Here is a 16,228-nt window from a genome sequence, read left to right on the forward strand (position 1 = left end):
CTCTATAGCTCGTGGAAGAGCGTCGGTGGCAGCGGCGGCTCTGCGGCCACCGCCACAGACGACATGAAGCGCTCCTGCGCGGCATCGAGTCGCTCCGTGGACGCAGCGTAGAGCGTCGCCAAGGGGTCGCCCACTGCCACCGCGTCCCCCGTCCGGACTTTCAAGACGAGTCCGGCGCCCGGATCGATGAGGTCTTCGAGGGTCTCCCTACCCGCGCCGGTCAGCATCGCCGCCCTACCCACCCCTGACGCATCGAATCCTGCGACATAGCCGGAGCGATCCGATCGTACGACACGCTCGAGCGCTGTTCCGGGCAGCGACGCAGGGTCATCAACCACGGCCGGATCGCCGCCCTGCGCTACGACCCACTCCCGCATCTTGGCCAAGGCAGCCCCGGAAGTGATCGCTTCGGCGACCCGCACCCGGGCAGCATCTCGATCCGCAGCAGCGCCACCCATGACGAGTAGTCGTGCCGCCGAAGCACAGGACACCTCGCGAAGCGCAGCCGACGTCGACGATCCCTGCAACACCCGGATCGCTTCGGCGACCTCGAGCGCATTGCCCACACTCATGCCAAGAGGCTCATTCATGTCGGTGAGCTCACACACGACCTCGCGTCCCAGTTCCCGGCCCACGCGCACGAGCTCAGATGCGAGCTCACGGGCGTCGTCGAGGGTGCGCATGAACGCGCCGGAACCGACCTTCACATCGAGCAGGATGGCATCGGCTCCCCCGGCGATCTTCTTCGAGATGATGGATCCGACAATCAAGGGAATGCTCGGCACCGTCGCCGTCACGTCACGCAGCGCATACATCTTCTTGTCCGCAGGATCGATGTCCGGAGTCTGCGCGATGACCGCGATGCCGATGCGTCGAACCTGCTCGACGAAGTCCTCCGCGGACAGCTCCACTCGAAAGCCCGGGATCGACTCCAGCTTGTCGAGGGTCCCGCCGGTGTGCCCGAGCCCTCGCCCGCTCATCTTGGCCACAGGAACCCCGCACGCCGCCACGATGGGCGCGATCACCAGCGTGGCAGTGTCGGCCACCCCGCCCGTGGAGTGCTTGTCCACCTTGACGCCAGGAATCGACGACAGGTCGACGACTCTGCCTGACCGCACCATGGCATCCGTGAGCCAGACGGTCTCATCGGCGTTCAAGCCCTTGAGGTAGGCGGCCATCATCCATGCGGCCATCTGGTAGTCAGGCATCTCGCCCGTCGAGAAGCCGGCGACGACCCGATCGATGTCGCGCCGCGCGTGTGCGCCTCCGTCACGCTTGACCTCGATGAGCTCTTCGAAGGTCGGAGCGCTCACTGCCCGCGCACCTCGGCAAGAAAACTCGCTCCCCTGCCACACGACCCCGCGAGCCCGTAGAAGTCCAAGACGGTCTCACCGATGTCGGCGAAGGTCGAACGAGTGCCCAGATCGACCCCGCCTTCGACGCCCTTCACGCATGCGATCAACGGCGTGTACTCGCGCGAATGATCCGTGGAGTCGCTCGTCGGATCGCACCCGTGATCCGCGGTGAGGATGAACAGGTCTCCGGGGCGCATGGCTTCCACGAGTTCGGGAATGCGGGCATCGACCGCCTCGAGTCCGCGTGCGTACCCCTCGGCGTCGTTGCGATGCCCCCAGATCATGTCGAAATCCACGAGGTTCGCGAAGACGAATCCGTTGTCCGTATCGTCGTTGACGCGGGCGAGCAGATTGTCGAACCCGTGCATGTTGTTCTCGGAGTGGGGTGACTCGCAGATGCCGCGCCATGCGAAGATCTCGCCGATCTTGCCGATGCCGTAGCTCAGGATGCCGGCCTCGGAGAGCCGATCAAGAACGGTGGGCTCAGGTGGCTCAAGTGCGAAGTCGCGCCGACGATGGGTGCGCTGGAATACGCCGGCCGCATCAGGGCCGATGAAGGGCCGCGCGATGATGCGCCCCACCGCATGCTCGCCCACGCAGACGCGGTTGCGGGCGATCGAGCACAGCTCGTACAGGCGCTCGATCGGAATCACATCCTCGTGGGCTGCGATCTGGAAGACGCTGTCAGCGCTCGTATAGATGATGGGGTTTCCCGAGGACAGATGCTCAGCGCCCAGCTCCTGGATGATGACCGTGCCACTTGCGGGGTGGTTCCCGAGCCAACCGAGCCCCGTCTCCCGCGTCCAGGCCTCCATCACGTCGTGGGGGAAGCCATCCTCGTAGGTGGGGAACGCCCGCTTGAGCTGCATTCCCATCATCTCCCAGTGCCCGGTCGTGGTGTCCTTGCCCGCAGAAGCCTCAGCATTGCGACCCCACGAAGCGCGCGGTTTCGCCACGCGCGCGACACCCTCGATATCGGTGATGTTGCCCAGGCCCATCGCGCCCAGGTTCGGCATCGAAAGGCCACCGGCGGCACGGGAGGTGTTTCCGATGGTGTTGGCGCCGGCATCACCGTACTCTGCGGCATCGGGCAGCTCCCCGACACCGACGCTGTCCAGAACCAAGACGATAGCTCGGGGCTGTCGTCCCATGATCAGACCACCACCCTCTCGACCTCATCGAGCGTGGTCAGGCCCAAAGCGACTTTGCGCAGCGCGTCCTGCCTCAGAGTGCGCATGCCGCGGGCGATGGCGGCCTCTCGAAGCTCCGCAGACGCTGCGTGGCGCAGGAACATGGCGTGCATGTCCGGCGTGAACTCCATCACTTCGAACACGCCCAACCGGCCGCGGTATCCGGTCATGCCGCACCGTTCACACCCAACCGCCTCGTAGAGAACCAGGCTCTCTAGTTCGGCCTCGGGAAAGCCGATCGCCCTGAGGAGCTCGTTCTCCTTGTGCGCCTCTCGCTTACAGTGAGGACACAGCTGGCGCACGAGCCGTTGAGAAACCGCGCCCAGCAGGCCCGATGCCGTGATGTAGGGCGGCACTCCCATGTCGGTGAGCCTGGTGAGCGCAGAAGGCGCGTCGTTCGTGTGGATGGATGTGAGAACCAAATGGCCGGTCAGCGCGGCCCTCACGGCGATCTCAGCCGTTTCCGGATCGCGCACCTCTCCCACCATCACGATGTCCGGGTCAGCCCGCAGAATCGTCCTGAGTCCAGCGGCAAAGGTGAGGTTGACCTTCTGATTGACGGCTATCTGAGTGATGCCGTCCATCGTGTACTCAATGGGGTCCTCTACCGTGATGATCTTGCGCGCTGATGTGCTGATGGAGCTCAGAAGCGCGTAGAGGGTCGTGGACTTGCCGGAACCTGTGGGCCCGGCAACGAAGAGCGCCCCGTACGGCTTGCTGAGCATTGAGCGCACCAGCTTGAGGTCCTCGGAGTTCATCCCGATGTCCTCGATCGGATGAAACGCGACTTCACCGTCGAGGATGCGCAGCGTGATCGCTTCACCTCGCGGAGTAGGCAACGTTGCAACACGCACATCGAGGGAGCGCTCTGCGACGCGCACGCTCAACCTGCCGTCCTGAGGTCGACGCCGCTCCGTGATGTCGAGGTCGGCCATGACCTTCACCCGCGACAGAAGCTCGGCCTGAGAGCTCTTCGGCAGTCCCGCCGCCTCTCTGAGCACGCCGTCTACGCGGTAGCGGACGCGGATTCCTTGCTCGTCAGGCTCGAAATGGATGTCGCTCGCGCGCTCGAGCACCGCCTCCCGGATGATCTGGTTGACCACACGGACGACCGCTACTCCTGAGTCGTCATCACCGCTGGCCACCACGTCGACCGAGTCATTGCCCCGCTCAACGAGTTCAAGCTCCTGCAAGACGTCCGCCCCGGCCACGTACTTCTCGATAGCCAGACGAATCTGGGTGGCCGCGGCGACCACCGCCAGCACGTGATATCCGGTCATGAGCTGCGCGTCGTCGACGGCCTCTATATCGAGAGGGTCGGCCATCGCGACGGTCAGCGTCTCGCCCTCCAGCGCGATGGGGATCATCGCGTGACGACGACACACCCGCAACGGCAGGGCGAGAGCGGCCTGCCGATCGATGGAGACCGTTGCGAGATTGACGTGAGCCAGCCCCTTCTGATCGGCCAGCGCCTGAGCGATCTGCTCTTCCGACAAGATGCCCTCGTGCACCAGCAGCTCGCCGATCTTGCCGCTGTACTCCTCCTGCGCAAGGAGAGCGGAGCCGAGCTGTTCGGTGGAGAGCAACCCAGCCGTCACGAGAATCTCGCCGAGCCGCTCGCGTGAGTACGTCATTCGATTGCTCCTAGGTCAGGTTCACCAGGCGACGAGCTGATCTCATCCTCGCGAGCGAGCCACGCTGAGAAGCCACTCCACCAGCAGCAGGACGCCGATGGTGATGGCCGCAGTGATATCGAAGACGCCGCCGTAAGGGGTCTTGATAGGCTCTATGCCCAACGGGAGCACGAACCTGTCGGTGATCGTCAGGATGAGCTCACCCCATTGAGTCGCGGCAAGCGTGCCGAAGAACGAGATGACCATGCGTGCGGTGAGAGCGATCGCCACGACGATCAGCAGATCCATGACGATCGTGAGGATGGTACGAAGGGGCTTCGAGCTCACGGGGGGTCCTTTCGCGGCGTCAGAACGGTGCGGTACCACCGAATCTGATTATCCGCGCAAACGCCCCCAAAGCGCCAGCGCTGGGCGTGACCGCCCGCCGCCGCAGCGCCACCCCGCCCGCCGCTACCGCAAGCTGTCGGAGACGATGCGGGAGATCATCTTGCGGGCGACTTCTCCGCAGTCGAGAGTCCCACCGCTCAGAAGACGCTGCCTCGCCTCGGCTACACGGTCCGCCCTGATCTCGGGCTGACGATCGACCACGTCGTGCACCTGGGCGATGAACTCCGCAGACACGGGGATGTGGCTGCTGGTGGCGACGCAAGGACCACCGGCACAAAACTGGGCGGCAAGCTTGGCTTGTTCATCTGAGATAATCATGTGCACTGTATCGGCCGCGTGAAGCGAGGCCTTAACATCCAGGATCATGGAGGTCGTGTGTTTCTGTGACGCCGCGCACGCCGGGTGGTCGTCACCTACCCCAAAAAAGGGGGAGCCCCAAGGCCGGCACCTTGAGGCTCAGGGGTAAGGGGTTGCATTCGCATGCAACTTGTTGACGATTCTATCACCCCAGAACAAGACTCCTCAAGAGTCCCTTTACGTGCATTCAGGAAGCCGCCTAAAGGGCGAAGAGTCGCAGGGGCGCTTCCAGTCCAAGGAGGAAGGGCACCCAGCCGATCACGAGCAACGCCCCAGCCAGCACGCAGGTCACCACGATCGGCACCGTGAGGCCGCCGGAATCAGCCGCATCGGACGACTCCCCCTCACCCGAGTACAGGGCTCTGACGACGGCCCCGTAATAGGCGACGGAGACGACCGACGAGGCAATACCCACGACAACGAGGCCCGCGTAGCACCAGGAGGCTACGTCCAGCCCGCGTGCGCCAAGGGCCGAAGAAGCCGACACGGCGGCGCCAAACACCTGGAACTTGCCCCAGAACCCCGCCAGGGGCGGGATGCCGACAAGAGAGACCATGGCAAGCGCGATGCTGGCCCCAAGCAGCGGATGGGCTCGGGCGACCCCTTTGAGACCGGCGATCGAGCCATCCCACTCCGGACGCACCGACGTCACGGCGAACGCCCCGACGAACGCTGCGACCGACCCCAGGGCGTACAGGCTCAGCTGCATGATGGCCGCGCCCGGATTGAGCGAAACCACGGCAACCAACGCGTAACCGGCCTGGGCGATCGCGGCGTACCCGAGCATCCGCGTGTACGATCCCTGACCCAGGGCCCCGAGCGATCCCCACACCATCGATAGGGCTGCGATCACACCCAGTATCGGCAGCAGATCGCCCATCGCCGAACCAGACTCGAATACAGCCTCAGAAGCGGGGACCGCGCTGAAGAAGAAGATGGCCAACGCGCTTCCGGCCGCGAGTTTCGCAGGTCCCGCGAGGACACCTGCCGCCGGGGCCGGGGCGCACTGATAGGCGTCAGGGGCCCACGTGTGAAACGGAGCAAGACCGACCTTGAAGGCGAGACCGACAAAGACCAGAGCGAAGCCGGCGACAATCGGAATCGTGACCCCGGCGATCAGAACCGTCTTGCTCAACGAGGAGTACGCGGCATCACCGCGTGTCACGGCGCTCAGCACACCGATACCCATGACGAGAACAGCCGTCGCAACGGCCCCTTGGACGAAGTACTTCAGGGCTGACTCGGACGAAGCCCTACTGCGCGATGCCCCGACAAGAGCGTAGGCGCATACGGAAACCGTCTCGAGGGCAAGAAACGTCAGGACGAGGTCTGTGGACGACGCGGCAAGGACGCCGGCGGTGGCAGCCAGAGCCGCGAGCACGGTGACTCTCCCTCGCCACGCCACCTTGGAACCGAGAAGTGAGGCGACCGCTGCGCCGGTCAGCGCAAGGATCAGCCCCGAGACCGTCGACTGCGCGCCACCCACCGAGAACGTCTCGTAGACTGGGGTGGGTGCCGTCGTCGCACCACCGACCACTCCGGCGAGCCCCGCGGCGCCAAGCAGTGCTGCTGCTATGGCGCTCGAAGCGTGTGATTCTCGGGAGCCGAAGGCATCCGCCATCAGAGCCAGCACGCAACCCGTCAGAGCGGGCGCGACCATGAGCCAGAACAACGCAGTGGCCTCCATGTCACACTCCCCCGCTTGTGAGCCACGAAGACCCGCTCAAGACGGCATCCACGACACCGGTGATGAGGTGGGGGGCCAGGCCGATCAGCACGATGGCTACGGCGAGGGCAGCCACCGTCAGGGTCTCGCGCGTACCGAGATCCCGCAGAGCGGTGAACTCTCCCGGTGGTCCTTGTACCGCCGACCTGACAGCACGCAGATTGTACGCAGCAGCGAGGATGACTCCCCCACCCGCGAGTAACATCCACGCACCGTAGCTGCGGAACGCCTCCAGAAACGTCATGAACTCGCCCGGGAAGCCAGAGAGCCCGGGCAACCCGGCAGAGGCAAGCGCTGCGAAGACGAACGCCGTCCCCCAGCGAGGCATGATCGAGCCCAGCCCTCCGAAGGCAGACAGCTCCCGAGTGTGAACGCGCTCGTACAACACGCCCACAAGCAGGAACAGCATGCCCGCCACGAATCCGTGGCTGACCATCACAACAACGGCCGCGGCCCACGAAGCCGGGGTCGCCACGGCGATGGCCAGGGTAGCAAAGCCCATGTGGGCAACCGAAGAGTAGGCGATCAGGCGCTTCAGGTCGGTCTGTACGAGCGCCGTGGCGGCTCCCCAGACGATACCCACGAGCCCCAAGGCCGCCAAGACATCCGCTGCCGAAGCGAAGCCCTGCGGTGCGAACGGCACGGCAACACGCATCAGGCCGTATCCGCCCATCTTGAGCAGGACGCCCGCAAGGATGATCGACCCCGCGGTGGGCGCCTCGGTGTGCGCATCGGGCAGCCACGTGTGCAACGGGACCACGGGCACCTTGACGAGAAGCCCGAAGGCGATGACCCAGAAGAACCATGCGGGCATCCCCGGAACGCCGCCAGCCTCGGAGATGGTGTGGATGGAGGTGCTTCCGACCCGGACAAGCGCCATCAGAATCGCAGCCAGCAGCACCGCGCCTCCGGCAAACGTGTAGACGAGAAACTTCATCGAAGCACGGCGCGCATCCGCAGAACCCCAGCCCCCGATGAGCAGGAACATCGGCACGAGAACCGACTCCCAGGCGATGTAGAACAACAGAAGGCTGTCGGCCATGAACACCGCGCCGAGGGCGGCTTGAAGCAGAAGTAGCAACGCGAAATGGCCGCCTGGACGCCTGCTCTCGCCCCATGACGCCGAAGCAGCCGCAAGGCCGATCAATGCCGTCAGCGCCACGAACGGCAGAGCGAGCCCGTCGAGGCGCAGAGACCACACGATCTGACCCGCTCCCGCTGGAAGCCCGGTGAGCACCTCACCCGCGACCACGGATGGAGCAACCACGGCGATCATCGCGGCCTGAAGGGCAGCCCCGCCCAACGCGAGCCAACGCGGACATCCCGGACATCTGCGCCCGGCCACGGCAGACACCACAGCCAGCACCAGCGGCACGAGAACGATCAGATCCAGTACGACCATCGCGCCGCTACCTCCCCAGCCAGATCGTAGCTGCAAGAATGATCGCCACCGAAGCGGCTATCACCGACGCATACGCCTGAGCGTCGCCGGACTGCAGTCGGCGCACGCCGGATGAGATCGAGGTAACCGCACGCGCGAGTCCCTCGACCCAGCCGTCAGCGATCAGCCGATCACCCCACGCCCACAGCCCGCGCGAGAGACCGACCGTGGGGCGCACGATGGCGCGATCCACCAGCGCGTCCCAGTAGTAGGCCGACGCGATCGTGTCGCCAGCACCTCCCCAGCGTGCACGCGTGACCCCATCGCGGGCAGGTCCTGCAGACGACATCCACCCCGCGATCCCCCCGATGGCCGCGAGCAGAAGTGCTGCCGCAGACACACCGATGGCCAGCGGCGCATGCTGGGCGCCCAGCGAGGACGAGACGATGCCCATCCCGCTGCCCGCAACCGCCGCAGGCAGCACCAGCGCGACGAGCGGCACCAGCATGATCGGAGGGGATTCGTGTGCGTGCGCCCCGGGCACCGCAGACCCGAAGAAGGCCAACCGCGTAGCTCGCGCGGCGTAAAACGCGGTCAGCAGGCTCGCTGCGAACAGCACACCACCCGCGAGCGGACTCGCGTGCCACACGGCTTCGAGAATGGCGTCCTTGCTGAAGAACCCGGACAACGGGACCACGCCCGCCAGCGCCAGAACCCCGATGCTCCATGCGGCGAAGGTGATCGGCATGGCACGACGCAGCCCGCCCATCTCGTGCAGGTCCTGCGTGCCTGCGCCGTGGATGACGCTGCCCGAGACAAGGAACAGCAGCCCCTTGAACGCCGCGTGCGTCATCAGGTGGAAGAATGCTGCTTCAGGTGCTCCGACGCCGAGCGCCGCGAACATGAATCCCAGCTGCGAGACGGTCGAGTAGGCCAGGACCTTCTTGATGTCTCGCTGGACGGTCGCCACCAGTGCCGCACCCAGAGCCGAGACCAATCCCACCGCAAGCAGAAGGGACGTAGCCTGAGCCGAAGCCTCGAAGAGCGGCCACACCCTGACCACCAGGAAGACACCGGCAGCAACCATCGTTGCAGCGTGGATCAAGGCCGAGATCGGCGTCGGCCCCTCCATGGCGTCCGGCAACCATGCGTGCAACGGGAACTGCGCGGACTTTCCCATCGCGCCGATGGCAAGACCGACCGCAGCCAGGTTGATGGTGGCGGCCGGCAGAGCGCCCAACTGCGACATGACGCCCGAGTAGGAGTCGGTGCCGGTGGCCACCCAGAGCACCGCTATGGCCACGAGCAAGCCCACATCACCCACGCGCGTCGTGAGAAAGGCCTTGGTCGCAGCGGCAGCCGCCGCGGGCTTCTGATACCAGAATCCGATGAGGAGGTACGAACAGGCGCCGACAAGCTCCCAGCCCACGAACAGCGCGGTGAAGGAGTCTGCAATGACAAGAAGGTTCATCGCACCGGTGAACAGGGAGATGAGCGCGAAGTACCTCCCCCACCCTGAATCGCCGCTGAGGTATCCGATGGAGAAGACCACGACGCACGTGGCAACCACGCCAACCACCAGCAGCATCCACCCCGTGAGCGCATCTACCGCCCAGGCCAGCTGAAGAGACGCGGTACTCGTGGCGAACCACGTCACCGACCCCTCGGCCAATCGGGTACCCGCCTCCGCGTGCCCGCCGGCCGGCAGAGATACGAGTGCTGCGAGCGCGACCGCGACGGTGGCAAGCGGGCCCGTGGCCGCCAGCGCCGGCGCTACAAGCCCCTGGCCGCGCACGACCAGCGCCCCCAGCAGGGCGATCAGAATCGGCCCGACGACCACGATCCAGGCGTTCGACACCAGTGCGCTCATCATCCGCGCACCTCGTCGATCTCGTCGAGCCTGGTGGTTCCTAGTACGCGCGCCGCAACCACGACCAATGCAAGCCCGACGGCCGCCTCAGCAGCAGCCAGAACAAGGACCAGCACTCCGATCGCTTCGATGGCGGCGCCCCCGCCCAGGTTCGAGCCCAGCGCCAGCAGGAGCAGTAGCGCAGCGCCCATCATCACCTCGACGCATGCGAGCACCGCAATGAGGTCTCGTCGCACGAGCGTGCCGTACAGACCGATGCCGAAGAGCGCGCAGGCGAGTATCACCGAGCTCATTCGTCATCACCGCCGGTGAGGGTGACAACCGCGACCAAGGCGGCCAGCAGGAGGAGCCCCGCGACTTCGAACTGCGGAAGCATCCGACCCAGCAGCTCCGCACCGAGGGCATCCACACCGCTCGGTGCGGCCGCGGGCCCGTCGATGACGAGTGGACGGAGAACCGCCGCGAGCAGCACCGAGATCCCGATGGCGGCCACGGCGGCGATCGGGTCGTGTCGCGACTGGAGACTGGGCGAACCGGGCTGGTCCCGGTGGATGAGCATGATGGCGAACACGATGAGGACGAGAACGCCGCCGACGTAGAGGAAGATCTGCGCCAGCGCGAGGAAGCCGAAGCCGAAGGCCGCGAAGTATCCGGCCAAAGCCAGCAGAAACGCTCCGAGCCCAAGCCCGAGACGCATCACATCACGCGTCAGCAGAACGCTGAGCGCGCCGCCAACCGCCAGAAGGGCGAGAAGCCAGAAGAGCACCGTGGCTCCCATCAGGCCTCACCCGCTCTAGGGGCGTCCCGACCAGTGGCACGATACCCGTCACCGGAGCGCACCATCTCTTCCTTGTCGAACACCGTGTACTCGCGCTGGTAGAAGCTGAGCTCGTACTGACCGGTGTGGTGCAGCGCATCGGTCGGGCACTGCTCGGCACACAAGCCGCAGAAGCAGCACTTCGACAGGTCCAGGTCGAAGCGCGTCACGGAACGCTCTCCGGGGTCGTCGATGCGTTCGACCGCTATCGCGTAGTCCGGGCACGTCCGGGCGCAGAACGTGCATCCGACACAGACCTCAGAGGCACATCTCAAGCACCGCGCCGCCTCAGCGAGCCCCTCGAGATGGGTGAAGCCGAGTTCTACTTGACGGAAGTCCCGGGCACGATCGGTGCCCTTGGCCATCGGCATTTCGGTGCGCCTCCTGGCCACCTCGACACCGTCCAGCGTGGCCGACTGATAACGCGGGTAGACGGGCACCGGCCGATACACGCGGTCCGCACCGAGGTCTACCCCGTCGAGGTGGCGAAGAATCGATGTGGCCGCCTCATGCCCGCTCGCTATGGATGCGATGGCCGAACCCGGCCCGGTCACGACTTCACCGCAGGCGAAGATGCCGCGGACCTGCGTCGTCATCAGGGTGCCGTCAACCGGCAGCAGCCCGCGCTCGGTGAGCACCAGATCGCTCCCGGCCACCAAGCCCGATAGATCGGGGGCCTGGCCCACGGCAAAGACCACGACGTCGGCCGAAAGGTCGGTGAACTCCTCGGCAAACACCGGCGCGAAGCGTCCCTGGGCGTCGAACACCGACAGGCAGCTCTGCAGACGCATGCCGGTGGTCTGTCCGTCGGCAACGAGCACCTTGTTGGGCCCGTAAGAGCACATCGCCACAACGCCTTCATCGAGCGCTTCTTCGATCTCCCAGGGATGGGCAGGAAGCTCGTCCATCGACTCGAGCGACGAGAGGGTCACCTCGGCAGCACCACATCGCAGCGCGACACGGGCGCAATCGACCGCGACATTGCCTCCGCCGATGACAAGCACTCGCTTGCCCTTGGCGCCGCAGTCGCCCTTCCCGTTGCCCGCCTTGAGAAAGTCGAGCGCGCCCCAGACACCCTCCGCGTCGGCCCCCGGTATGGGCAGAAGCCGACTCACCTGAAGCCCCGCGGCGATCAGCACCGCCTCGTATTCGCCCACCAGGTGGTCGATGGGCACGTCCACGCCGATCTGCACACCGGTCACAAGCCGCATTCCCATGGATTGAAGATCGGCGATCTCCTGCGCCAGAACGTCACGAGGCAGGCGGTACGCCGGCACGCCGGACAGGAGTGCACCACCCGGGGAGTGCTCCTTCTCGTAGACGTGGACCTCGAAGCCAGCCTGCATGAGGTCAAGGGCCGCAGCCAGCCCACTCGGGCCTGAACCGACGATCGCCACACGTTCGTCTCGCGTGATCGGAAGTGGCTTGACCCGTTCCTCGCGGTGATCGGCGTAACGCTCGTAGGCGACCCGGTGAAGGGGCCGGATGGCAACCGGGTCGTCGTAGTAGTTGCGCTTGCATGCCGACTCGCAGGGGTGATGGCAGATACGCCCCAGAACCCCGGGCATCACATTGCGCGAACGCACCAGCTCATAGGCTTCGGCCACGAGGTCATCGGCCAAGAGAAAGGCCTGGCCTCTGGCGTCAACATTGGCCGGACAGTTGCCCACGCACGGAGGCAGGCGATCGGCCCGGTACAGCGAGTCAACGACGTCGTTGTAGGATCCCGCCGGGCCCTCGATGAGTGCGACGCTGTCGCGGCCGAGGATTCCGGTGAGTTTCAGTGCACCGCGCCACCGCGGCGAGATCGTCACCTTCTCTGCCGGATAGCGCAACGTGCCCGGCTTGACCAGGGTTCGCCGCGCGGTGATGCCCAGACCGGTGAAGGCGCTCGCCCACTTCTCGAAGAAACCCCTGATCCCCGGGGCGTACTCATCGGTCACGTTCACGGCGATGCGCACGCTCGTGGGTGTGCGATCCGGCACGGAGCCGTGCGGCCGTTTCGTCTCTAGAGCCATGGGAGTACCACCCCCACGAGAAGAAGCTGCACGAGCGCCAGGGGCGTGAGTACCTTCCAGGCGAAGCCCATCAGCTGGTCGGGCCGCATGCGCGGAAACGTCCACTTGGCCCAGATCATGGCCACGGCGATGAGCACTGCGAGCACGACGAAGATCACGCCACCGACCGGGCCGGGAACCCCCAGCCCTCCACCGAAGAACACGGCGGCGCCGAAAAGTGATGCGGCGACGACTCCGCCGTACTCGGCCATCATGAAGATCGCCCATCGGATGCCCGAGTAGTCGGCGAAGTAGCCCGCCACCAGCTCAGACTCGGCCTCCGGCAGGTCGAAAGGCCCCCGGTTGAGCTCGGCGAGCGACGCTATGAAGTAGACGAGGAAACCCACGGCGACGAGCGGGATCCACCACCAACGCCACTCGGCTCGCATGACGCCGGTGTCGAGCGAACCCGCCAACAAACACAGGGCCAGCACCGACAGCGTGCGGGGCAGCTCGTAGGAGACCATCTGGGCCGCAGCACGCACGCCTCCGATGGACGCCAGAGTGTTGCGGCTGGACCAGCCGGCCAAGAGGATCCCCAAAACGCTGATGCCGGGGACGGCGAGGAAGAAGACGGCTCCCGCCTCGATACCGAAGGGTGACCAACCTGCCGCATACGGCACGACCGCAAGCGCCGCAGCGCAGGGAACGAACACCAGAAACGGCATGGTGCGAAAGACCGGCACGTCGGCCGAGTTCGGTGTCACATCCTCCTTGAGCACGAGCTTCACCGTGTCGGCCAGCGTCTGCAGCAGACCGAACGGCCCGGCCTCTTGAGGACCGAGGCGCATCTGGATCTTCGCCGCGATCTTGCGCTCGCCCCACACCCCGACCAGAGCACCCAGCGCAATGACAACTGAGGCCGCCAGGCCGTACAGGGCTCCCCAGCCGAACGACGAAGCTGCGGTGCTCACCGATCCACCTCCCCGAACACGGGGTCCAAGGATCCGAGCACGACGATGAGATCGGACAGCGTGTGCCCTTCGGCGAGCATGGGCAGCAGTGCGAGGTTGCAGAACGCCGGACTGCGGACGTGCATGCGGTACGGCTTCGGTGTCCCGTCACTCACGAGATAGATGCCGAGTGAACCCCGTGCCGACTCGATGTGATCGTAGGCCTCGCCCGGCTTGGGCGCGATCAGCCGGCGAAGTCCTTCAGTGCGAACCGGACCGCCCGAGATCTGGGCGACCGCCTGATCGATGATGCGGCAACTCTCCAGACACTCGAACAGGCGGCAACGGCCCCGGTCATACGCGTCGCCTCGCTCGCCGACGACGACATCGAAGTCCATGCGAGGGTAGACGGAGTAGGGATCGTGCTTGCGCAGGTCCCAGTTGACGCCGCTGGCACGCGCAGTGGGCCCGGAAGCGCCCCATGCGACGGCATCCTCCGGGGTCAGCACCCCGACCCCTTTCAGCCGCCCACGGGCGATCGCGTTGCCGAAGTAGAGCTGGTCCAACTCGTCGAAACCGTAGCGGAACGCCTGGGTGAACGCGGTGACGCGGTCGAACCAGCCCTCGGGGGCGTCGTAGGAGACGCCCCCGGGCCGAACATAGTTGTAGGTCAGCCGAGCGCCGCACAGCTCCTCGAATAGCTCGACGATGCGCTCCCTGTGATCGAACGCGTAGATGAAGAAGGTGGACGCCCCGGTATCGGCCGCCGAAGCACCGATGCCCATCATGTGGCTCGCGATGCGCTGAAGCTCGCACACGATGACTCGCAGGTACTCGGCGCGCTCCGGCACGCGGATCCCCGCAAGGCGCTCGACAGCGCGGCAGTACGACCAGTTCGCATACATCGAGCCGACGTAGTCCAGCCGATCCGTCAGCGGCACCACCTGTAGGTACGTGCGGCTCTCGGCCATCTTCTCGATGCCCCGATGCAGGTAGCCGATGACCGGCTCCGCCCGAACGACGATATCCCCGTCGAGGTGCACGATCACGCGGCCGACACCGTGAGTCGACGGGTGCGAGGGACCGATGTTGACCACCAGCTCCTCAACAGGCGTGCCGTCGGGGGTGGACGCAGGGCGACTGGATTCGATGGTCATGGGCATCGTGCTACGTTCACCCCCTCTCTCAGATGTAGTCGGGTCGACGAATCATGCGCGGGTCGTCGTAATCCTTGCGAAGGGGATGACCGACGAAATCCTCGGGAAGGAGGATGCGCCGCAGGTCCGGGTGACCTTGGAACTCCACCCCGAACAGGTCAAAGACCTCTCGCTCCTGCCACAGGGCCGCAGGCCACACGTCCACAACGGTGTCCACCCATGGATCGTGTCGGGGCACCTGGGTCTTCACGAAGATGGCCGCTGACAGCGAGCGGGAGTGCAGTCGGTAGACGAGAACGAAGACCTCGCCGCGGTCGACGGCGGTGACCATACCCAGCCGATCGAAGCCCGCGTCGAAGAGGTCACGGCAGGTGGCCAGCAGCTCGCCTCGCTCAACCCCCACGACTGCGTCTCCGAACTCGAGTGAGAACAAGGGGAAAAGCACGGGGTTGTGCGCTGCGATGCGCTCCAGAAGCGCCGTCATCTCGTCGTGAGTCACCGGTGCTCACCGTCACCAGGTCGAGGCAGCAACATGCGCCTCTCGTGCCGGCGCCCAGGCGAAATCGACTCCTCGCGCACGAGTTCTCTGAGCTGGACGATGCCATCCTGCAGAGACTCCGGCCGCGGCGGACACCCTGCGATGTAGACGTCAACCGGTAGAAACTCGTCGGCGCCGCGCACCACCGAGTACGTGTCGTAGTAGAAGATTCCCCCTGAGATGGTGCAGTTGCCCATGGCGACGACCCACTTCGGGTCAGGCATCTGCTCGTAGAGACGCTTGACCACGGGCTTCATCTTCTCGGTGATGGTACCGGCCAAGATCATGACGTCGGTATGGCGAGGATCGGGCCGGGGAAACGTCCCCAGGCGATCGAAGTCGAACTTCGAGAAGGAAGCGGCGATGAGCTCCATAGCACAGCATGCCGTGCCCATCGGAAACGCCCACAGCGACTGCCCCCGCGACCAATTCACGAGGGCGTCGACGCTCGTGAGCACCACCCCACCCGGACCGGTGTCCATGGCGGATCCGACCTTGTCTACGAGCGCCATTCAAGCGCCCCCTTGCGCCATGCGTAGACAAGCCCGAGAGCAAGAAAAGCGACGAAGACGGCAACCTCGAGAACGGCTATCAGACTGCCGCGCAGCTGAGTGGCGATGGCGAAGAGGAGCACCGCTTCTGCGTCGAACAGGACGAAGAGCATGGCGACTGTGGAGAAGCGCACGCGTTGTGCGGACCAGGGCGCCCCGGCTTGATCCATCCCGCACTCGTAGGGTTCGCCCTTTTCCCGCGTAGGGCGCCGCGGTGAGAGCAGAGCGTTAGCAAGGAACACGACGCCGATGAAGGCCGTCGCAGCCAGAGAGAAGCCGATCACAAACCAGACAGTGCCGCCGGGCAACCCCCCG

At 65.5% G+C, this 16,228-nt stretch carries 16 protein-coding genes; all 16 read right to left on the bottom strand.

The genetic code is table 11. The features are described from left to right. Positions 1-2: 2 nt before the first annotated feature. The 16 genes from U1E26_05255 to U1E26_05330 all read right to left on the bottom strand — a co-directional run bounded on the left by U1E26_05255 (position 3) and on the right by U1E26_05330 (position 16,221). Positions 3-1,313, bottom strand: coding sequence for a thymidine phosphorylase (locus U1E26_05255; GenBank protein ID MDZ4169043.1), 1,311 nt, complete (start codon positions 1,311-1,313; stop codon positions 3-5). Then, positions 1,310-2,506: a phosphopentomutase gene (locus U1E26_05260; GenBank protein ID MDZ4169044.1), complete on the bottom strand. Its 1,197-nt coding sequence runs from the start codon at positions 2,504-2,506 to the stop codon at positions 1,310-1,312. The genes U1E26_05255 and U1E26_05260 overlap by 4 nt, the downstream gene beginning before the upstream one ends. Positions 2,507-2,508: 2 nt before the next feature. Beyond that, positions 2,509-4,179, bottom strand: a complete 1,671-nt coding sequence (locus tag U1E26_05265) for an ATPase, T2SS/T4P/T4SS family (protein MDZ4169045.1) — start codon at positions 4,177-4,179, stop codon at positions 2,509-2,511. 42 nt (positions 4,180-4,221) lie between these two features. Beyond that, a complete protein-coding gene (locus U1E26_05270; GenBank protein ID MDZ4169046.1) occupies positions 4,222-4,506 on the bottom strand; it encodes a hypothetical protein in 285 nt (94 codons plus the stop codon). A gap of 123 nt (positions 4,507-4,629) precedes the next feature. After that, positions 4,630-4,884, bottom strand: a complete 255-nt coding sequence (locus U1E26_05275; GenBank protein MDZ4169047.1) for a flagellar biosynthesis anti-sigma factor FlgM — start codon at positions 4,882-4,884, stop codon at positions 4,630-4,632. A gap of 238 nt (positions 4,885-5,122) precedes the next feature. Continuing rightward, entirely contained in the window at positions 5,123-6,610 is a 1,488-nt protein-coding gene (locus U1E26_05280; protein MDZ4169048.1) for a proton-conducting transporter membrane subunit, read from the bottom strand. A 1-nt stretch (position 6,611) separates the two neighbouring features. Next, the gene (locus U1E26_05285; GenBank protein ID MDZ4169049.1) at positions 6,612-8,051 is read right to left on the bottom strand and encodes an NADH-quinone oxidoreductase subunit M; all 1,440 of its coding nucleotides are present in this window, start codon (positions 8,049-8,051) and stop codon (positions 6,612-6,614) included. Between the two features lie 7 nt (positions 8,052-8,058). Further along, the gene (nuoL, locus tag U1E26_05290; GenBank protein ID MDZ4169050.1) at positions 8,059-9,900 is read right to left on the bottom strand and encodes an NADH-quinone oxidoreductase subunit L; all 1,842 of its coding nucleotides are present in this window, start codon (positions 9,898-9,900) and stop codon (positions 8,059-8,061) included. Then, positions 9,900-10,193, bottom strand: coding sequence for an NADH-quinone oxidoreductase subunit K (locus tag U1E26_05295; protein ID MDZ4169051.1), 294 nt, complete (start codon positions 10,191-10,193; stop codon positions 9,900-9,902). Before U1E26_05295 ends, nuoL begins: the two co-directional genes overlap by 1 nt. Then, on the bottom strand, positions 10,190-10,678 hold the full coding sequence (locus U1E26_05300; protein MDZ4169052.1) for an NADH-quinone oxidoreductase subunit J: 489 nt from the start codon (positions 10,676-10,678) through the stop codon (positions 10,190-10,192). Before U1E26_05300 ends, U1E26_05295 begins: the two co-directional genes overlap by 4 nt. Beyond that, positions 10,678-12,735, bottom strand: a complete 2,058-nt coding sequence (locus U1E26_05305; protein MDZ4169053.1) for an FAD-dependent oxidoreductase — start codon at positions 12,733-12,735, stop codon at positions 10,678-10,680. The genes U1E26_05300 and U1E26_05305 overlap by 1 nt, the downstream gene beginning before the upstream one ends. Beyond that, positions 12,726-13,688 carry a complex I subunit 1 family protein gene (locus U1E26_05310; protein ID MDZ4169054.1) on the bottom strand — a complete coding sequence of 321 codons (963 nt, stop codon included), beginning with the start codon at positions 13,686-13,688 and terminating at the stop codon, positions 12,726-12,728. Before U1E26_05310 ends, U1E26_05305 begins: the two co-directional genes overlap by 10 nt. Beyond that, on the bottom strand, positions 13,685-14,830 hold the full coding sequence (locus U1E26_05315) for an NADH-quinone oxidoreductase subunit D (GenBank protein MDZ4169055.1): 1,146 nt from the start codon (positions 14,828-14,830) through the stop codon (positions 13,685-13,687). Before U1E26_05315 ends, U1E26_05310 begins: the two co-directional genes overlap by 4 nt. Before the next feature lie 22 nt (positions 14,831-14,852). Continuing rightward, on the bottom strand, positions 14,853-15,323 hold the full coding sequence (locus U1E26_05320; GenBank protein ID MDZ4169056.1) for an NADH-quinone oxidoreductase subunit C: 471 nt from the start codon (positions 15,321-15,323) through the stop codon (positions 14,853-14,855). Continuing rightward, on the bottom strand, positions 15,320-15,874 hold the full coding sequence (locus U1E26_05325) for an NADH-quinone oxidoreductase subunit B family protein (protein ID MDZ4169057.1): 555 nt from the start codon (positions 15,872-15,874) through the stop codon (positions 15,320-15,322). Before U1E26_05325 ends, U1E26_05320 begins: the two co-directional genes overlap by 4 nt. Further along, complete coding sequence (locus U1E26_05330) at positions 15,862-16,221, bottom strand: NADH-quinone oxidoreductase subunit A (GenBank protein ID MDZ4169058.1); 360 nt, start codon at positions 16,219-16,221, stop codon at positions 15,862-15,864. Before U1E26_05330 ends, U1E26_05325 begins: the two co-directional genes overlap by 13 nt. Between the last annotated feature and the right edge of the window lie 7 nt (positions 16,222-16,228).

The organism is Coriobacteriia bacterium, assembly GCA_034370385.1.
Taxonomy (GTDB): Bacteria; Actinomycetota; Coriobacteriia; order Anaerosomatales; family PHET01; genus JAXMKZ01.

What these genes read in the sequence shown, in the direction of transcription:
- U1E26_05260 (MDZ4169044.1), bottom strand. Translation starts at nt 2,506, where the DNA reads ATGGGACGACAGCCCCGAGCTATCGTCTTGGTTCTGGACAGCGTCGGT.
- U1E26_05265 (MDZ4169045.1), bottom strand. Translation starts at nt 4,179, where the DNA reads ATGACGTACTCACGCGAGCGGCTCGGCGAGATTCTCGTGACGGCTGGG.
- U1E26_05275 (MDZ4169047.1), bottom strand. Translation starts at nt 4,884, where the DNA reads ATGATTATCTCAGATGAACAAGCCAAGCTTGCCGCCCAGTTTTGTGCC.
- U1E26_05280 (MDZ4169048.1), bottom strand. Translation starts at nt 6,610, where the DNA reads ATGGAGGCCACTGCGTTGTTCTGGCTCATGGTCGCGCCCGCTCTGACG.
- U1E26_05285 (MDZ4169049.1), bottom strand. Translation starts at nt 8,051, where the DNA reads ATGGTCGTACTGGATCTGATCGTTCTCGTGCCGCTGGTGCTGGCTGTG.
- nuoL (MDZ4169050.1), bottom strand. Translation starts at nt 9,900, where the DNA reads ATGAGCGCACTGGTGTCGAACGCCTGGATCGTGGTCGTCGGGCCGATT.
- U1E26_05295 (MDZ4169051.1), bottom strand. Translation starts at nt 10,193, where the DNA reads ATGAGCTCGGTGATACTCGCCTGCGCGCTCTTCGGCATCGGTCTGTAC.
- U1E26_05300 (MDZ4169052.1), bottom strand. Translation starts at nt 10,678, where the DNA reads ATGGGAGCCACGGTGCTCTTCTGGCTTCTCGCCCTTCTGGCGGTTGGC.
- U1E26_05305 (MDZ4169053.1), bottom strand. Translation starts at nt 12,735, where the DNA reads ATGGCTCTAGAGACGAAACGGCCGCACGGCTCCGTGCCGGATCGCACA.
- U1E26_05315 (MDZ4169055.1), bottom strand. Translation starts at nt 14,830, where the DNA reads ATGCCCATGACCATCGAATCCAGTCGCCCTGCGTCCACCCCCGACGGC.
- U1E26_05325 (MDZ4169057.1), bottom strand. Translation starts at nt 15,874, where the DNA reads ATGGCGCTCGTAGACAAGGTCGGATCCGCCATGGACACCGGTCCGGGT.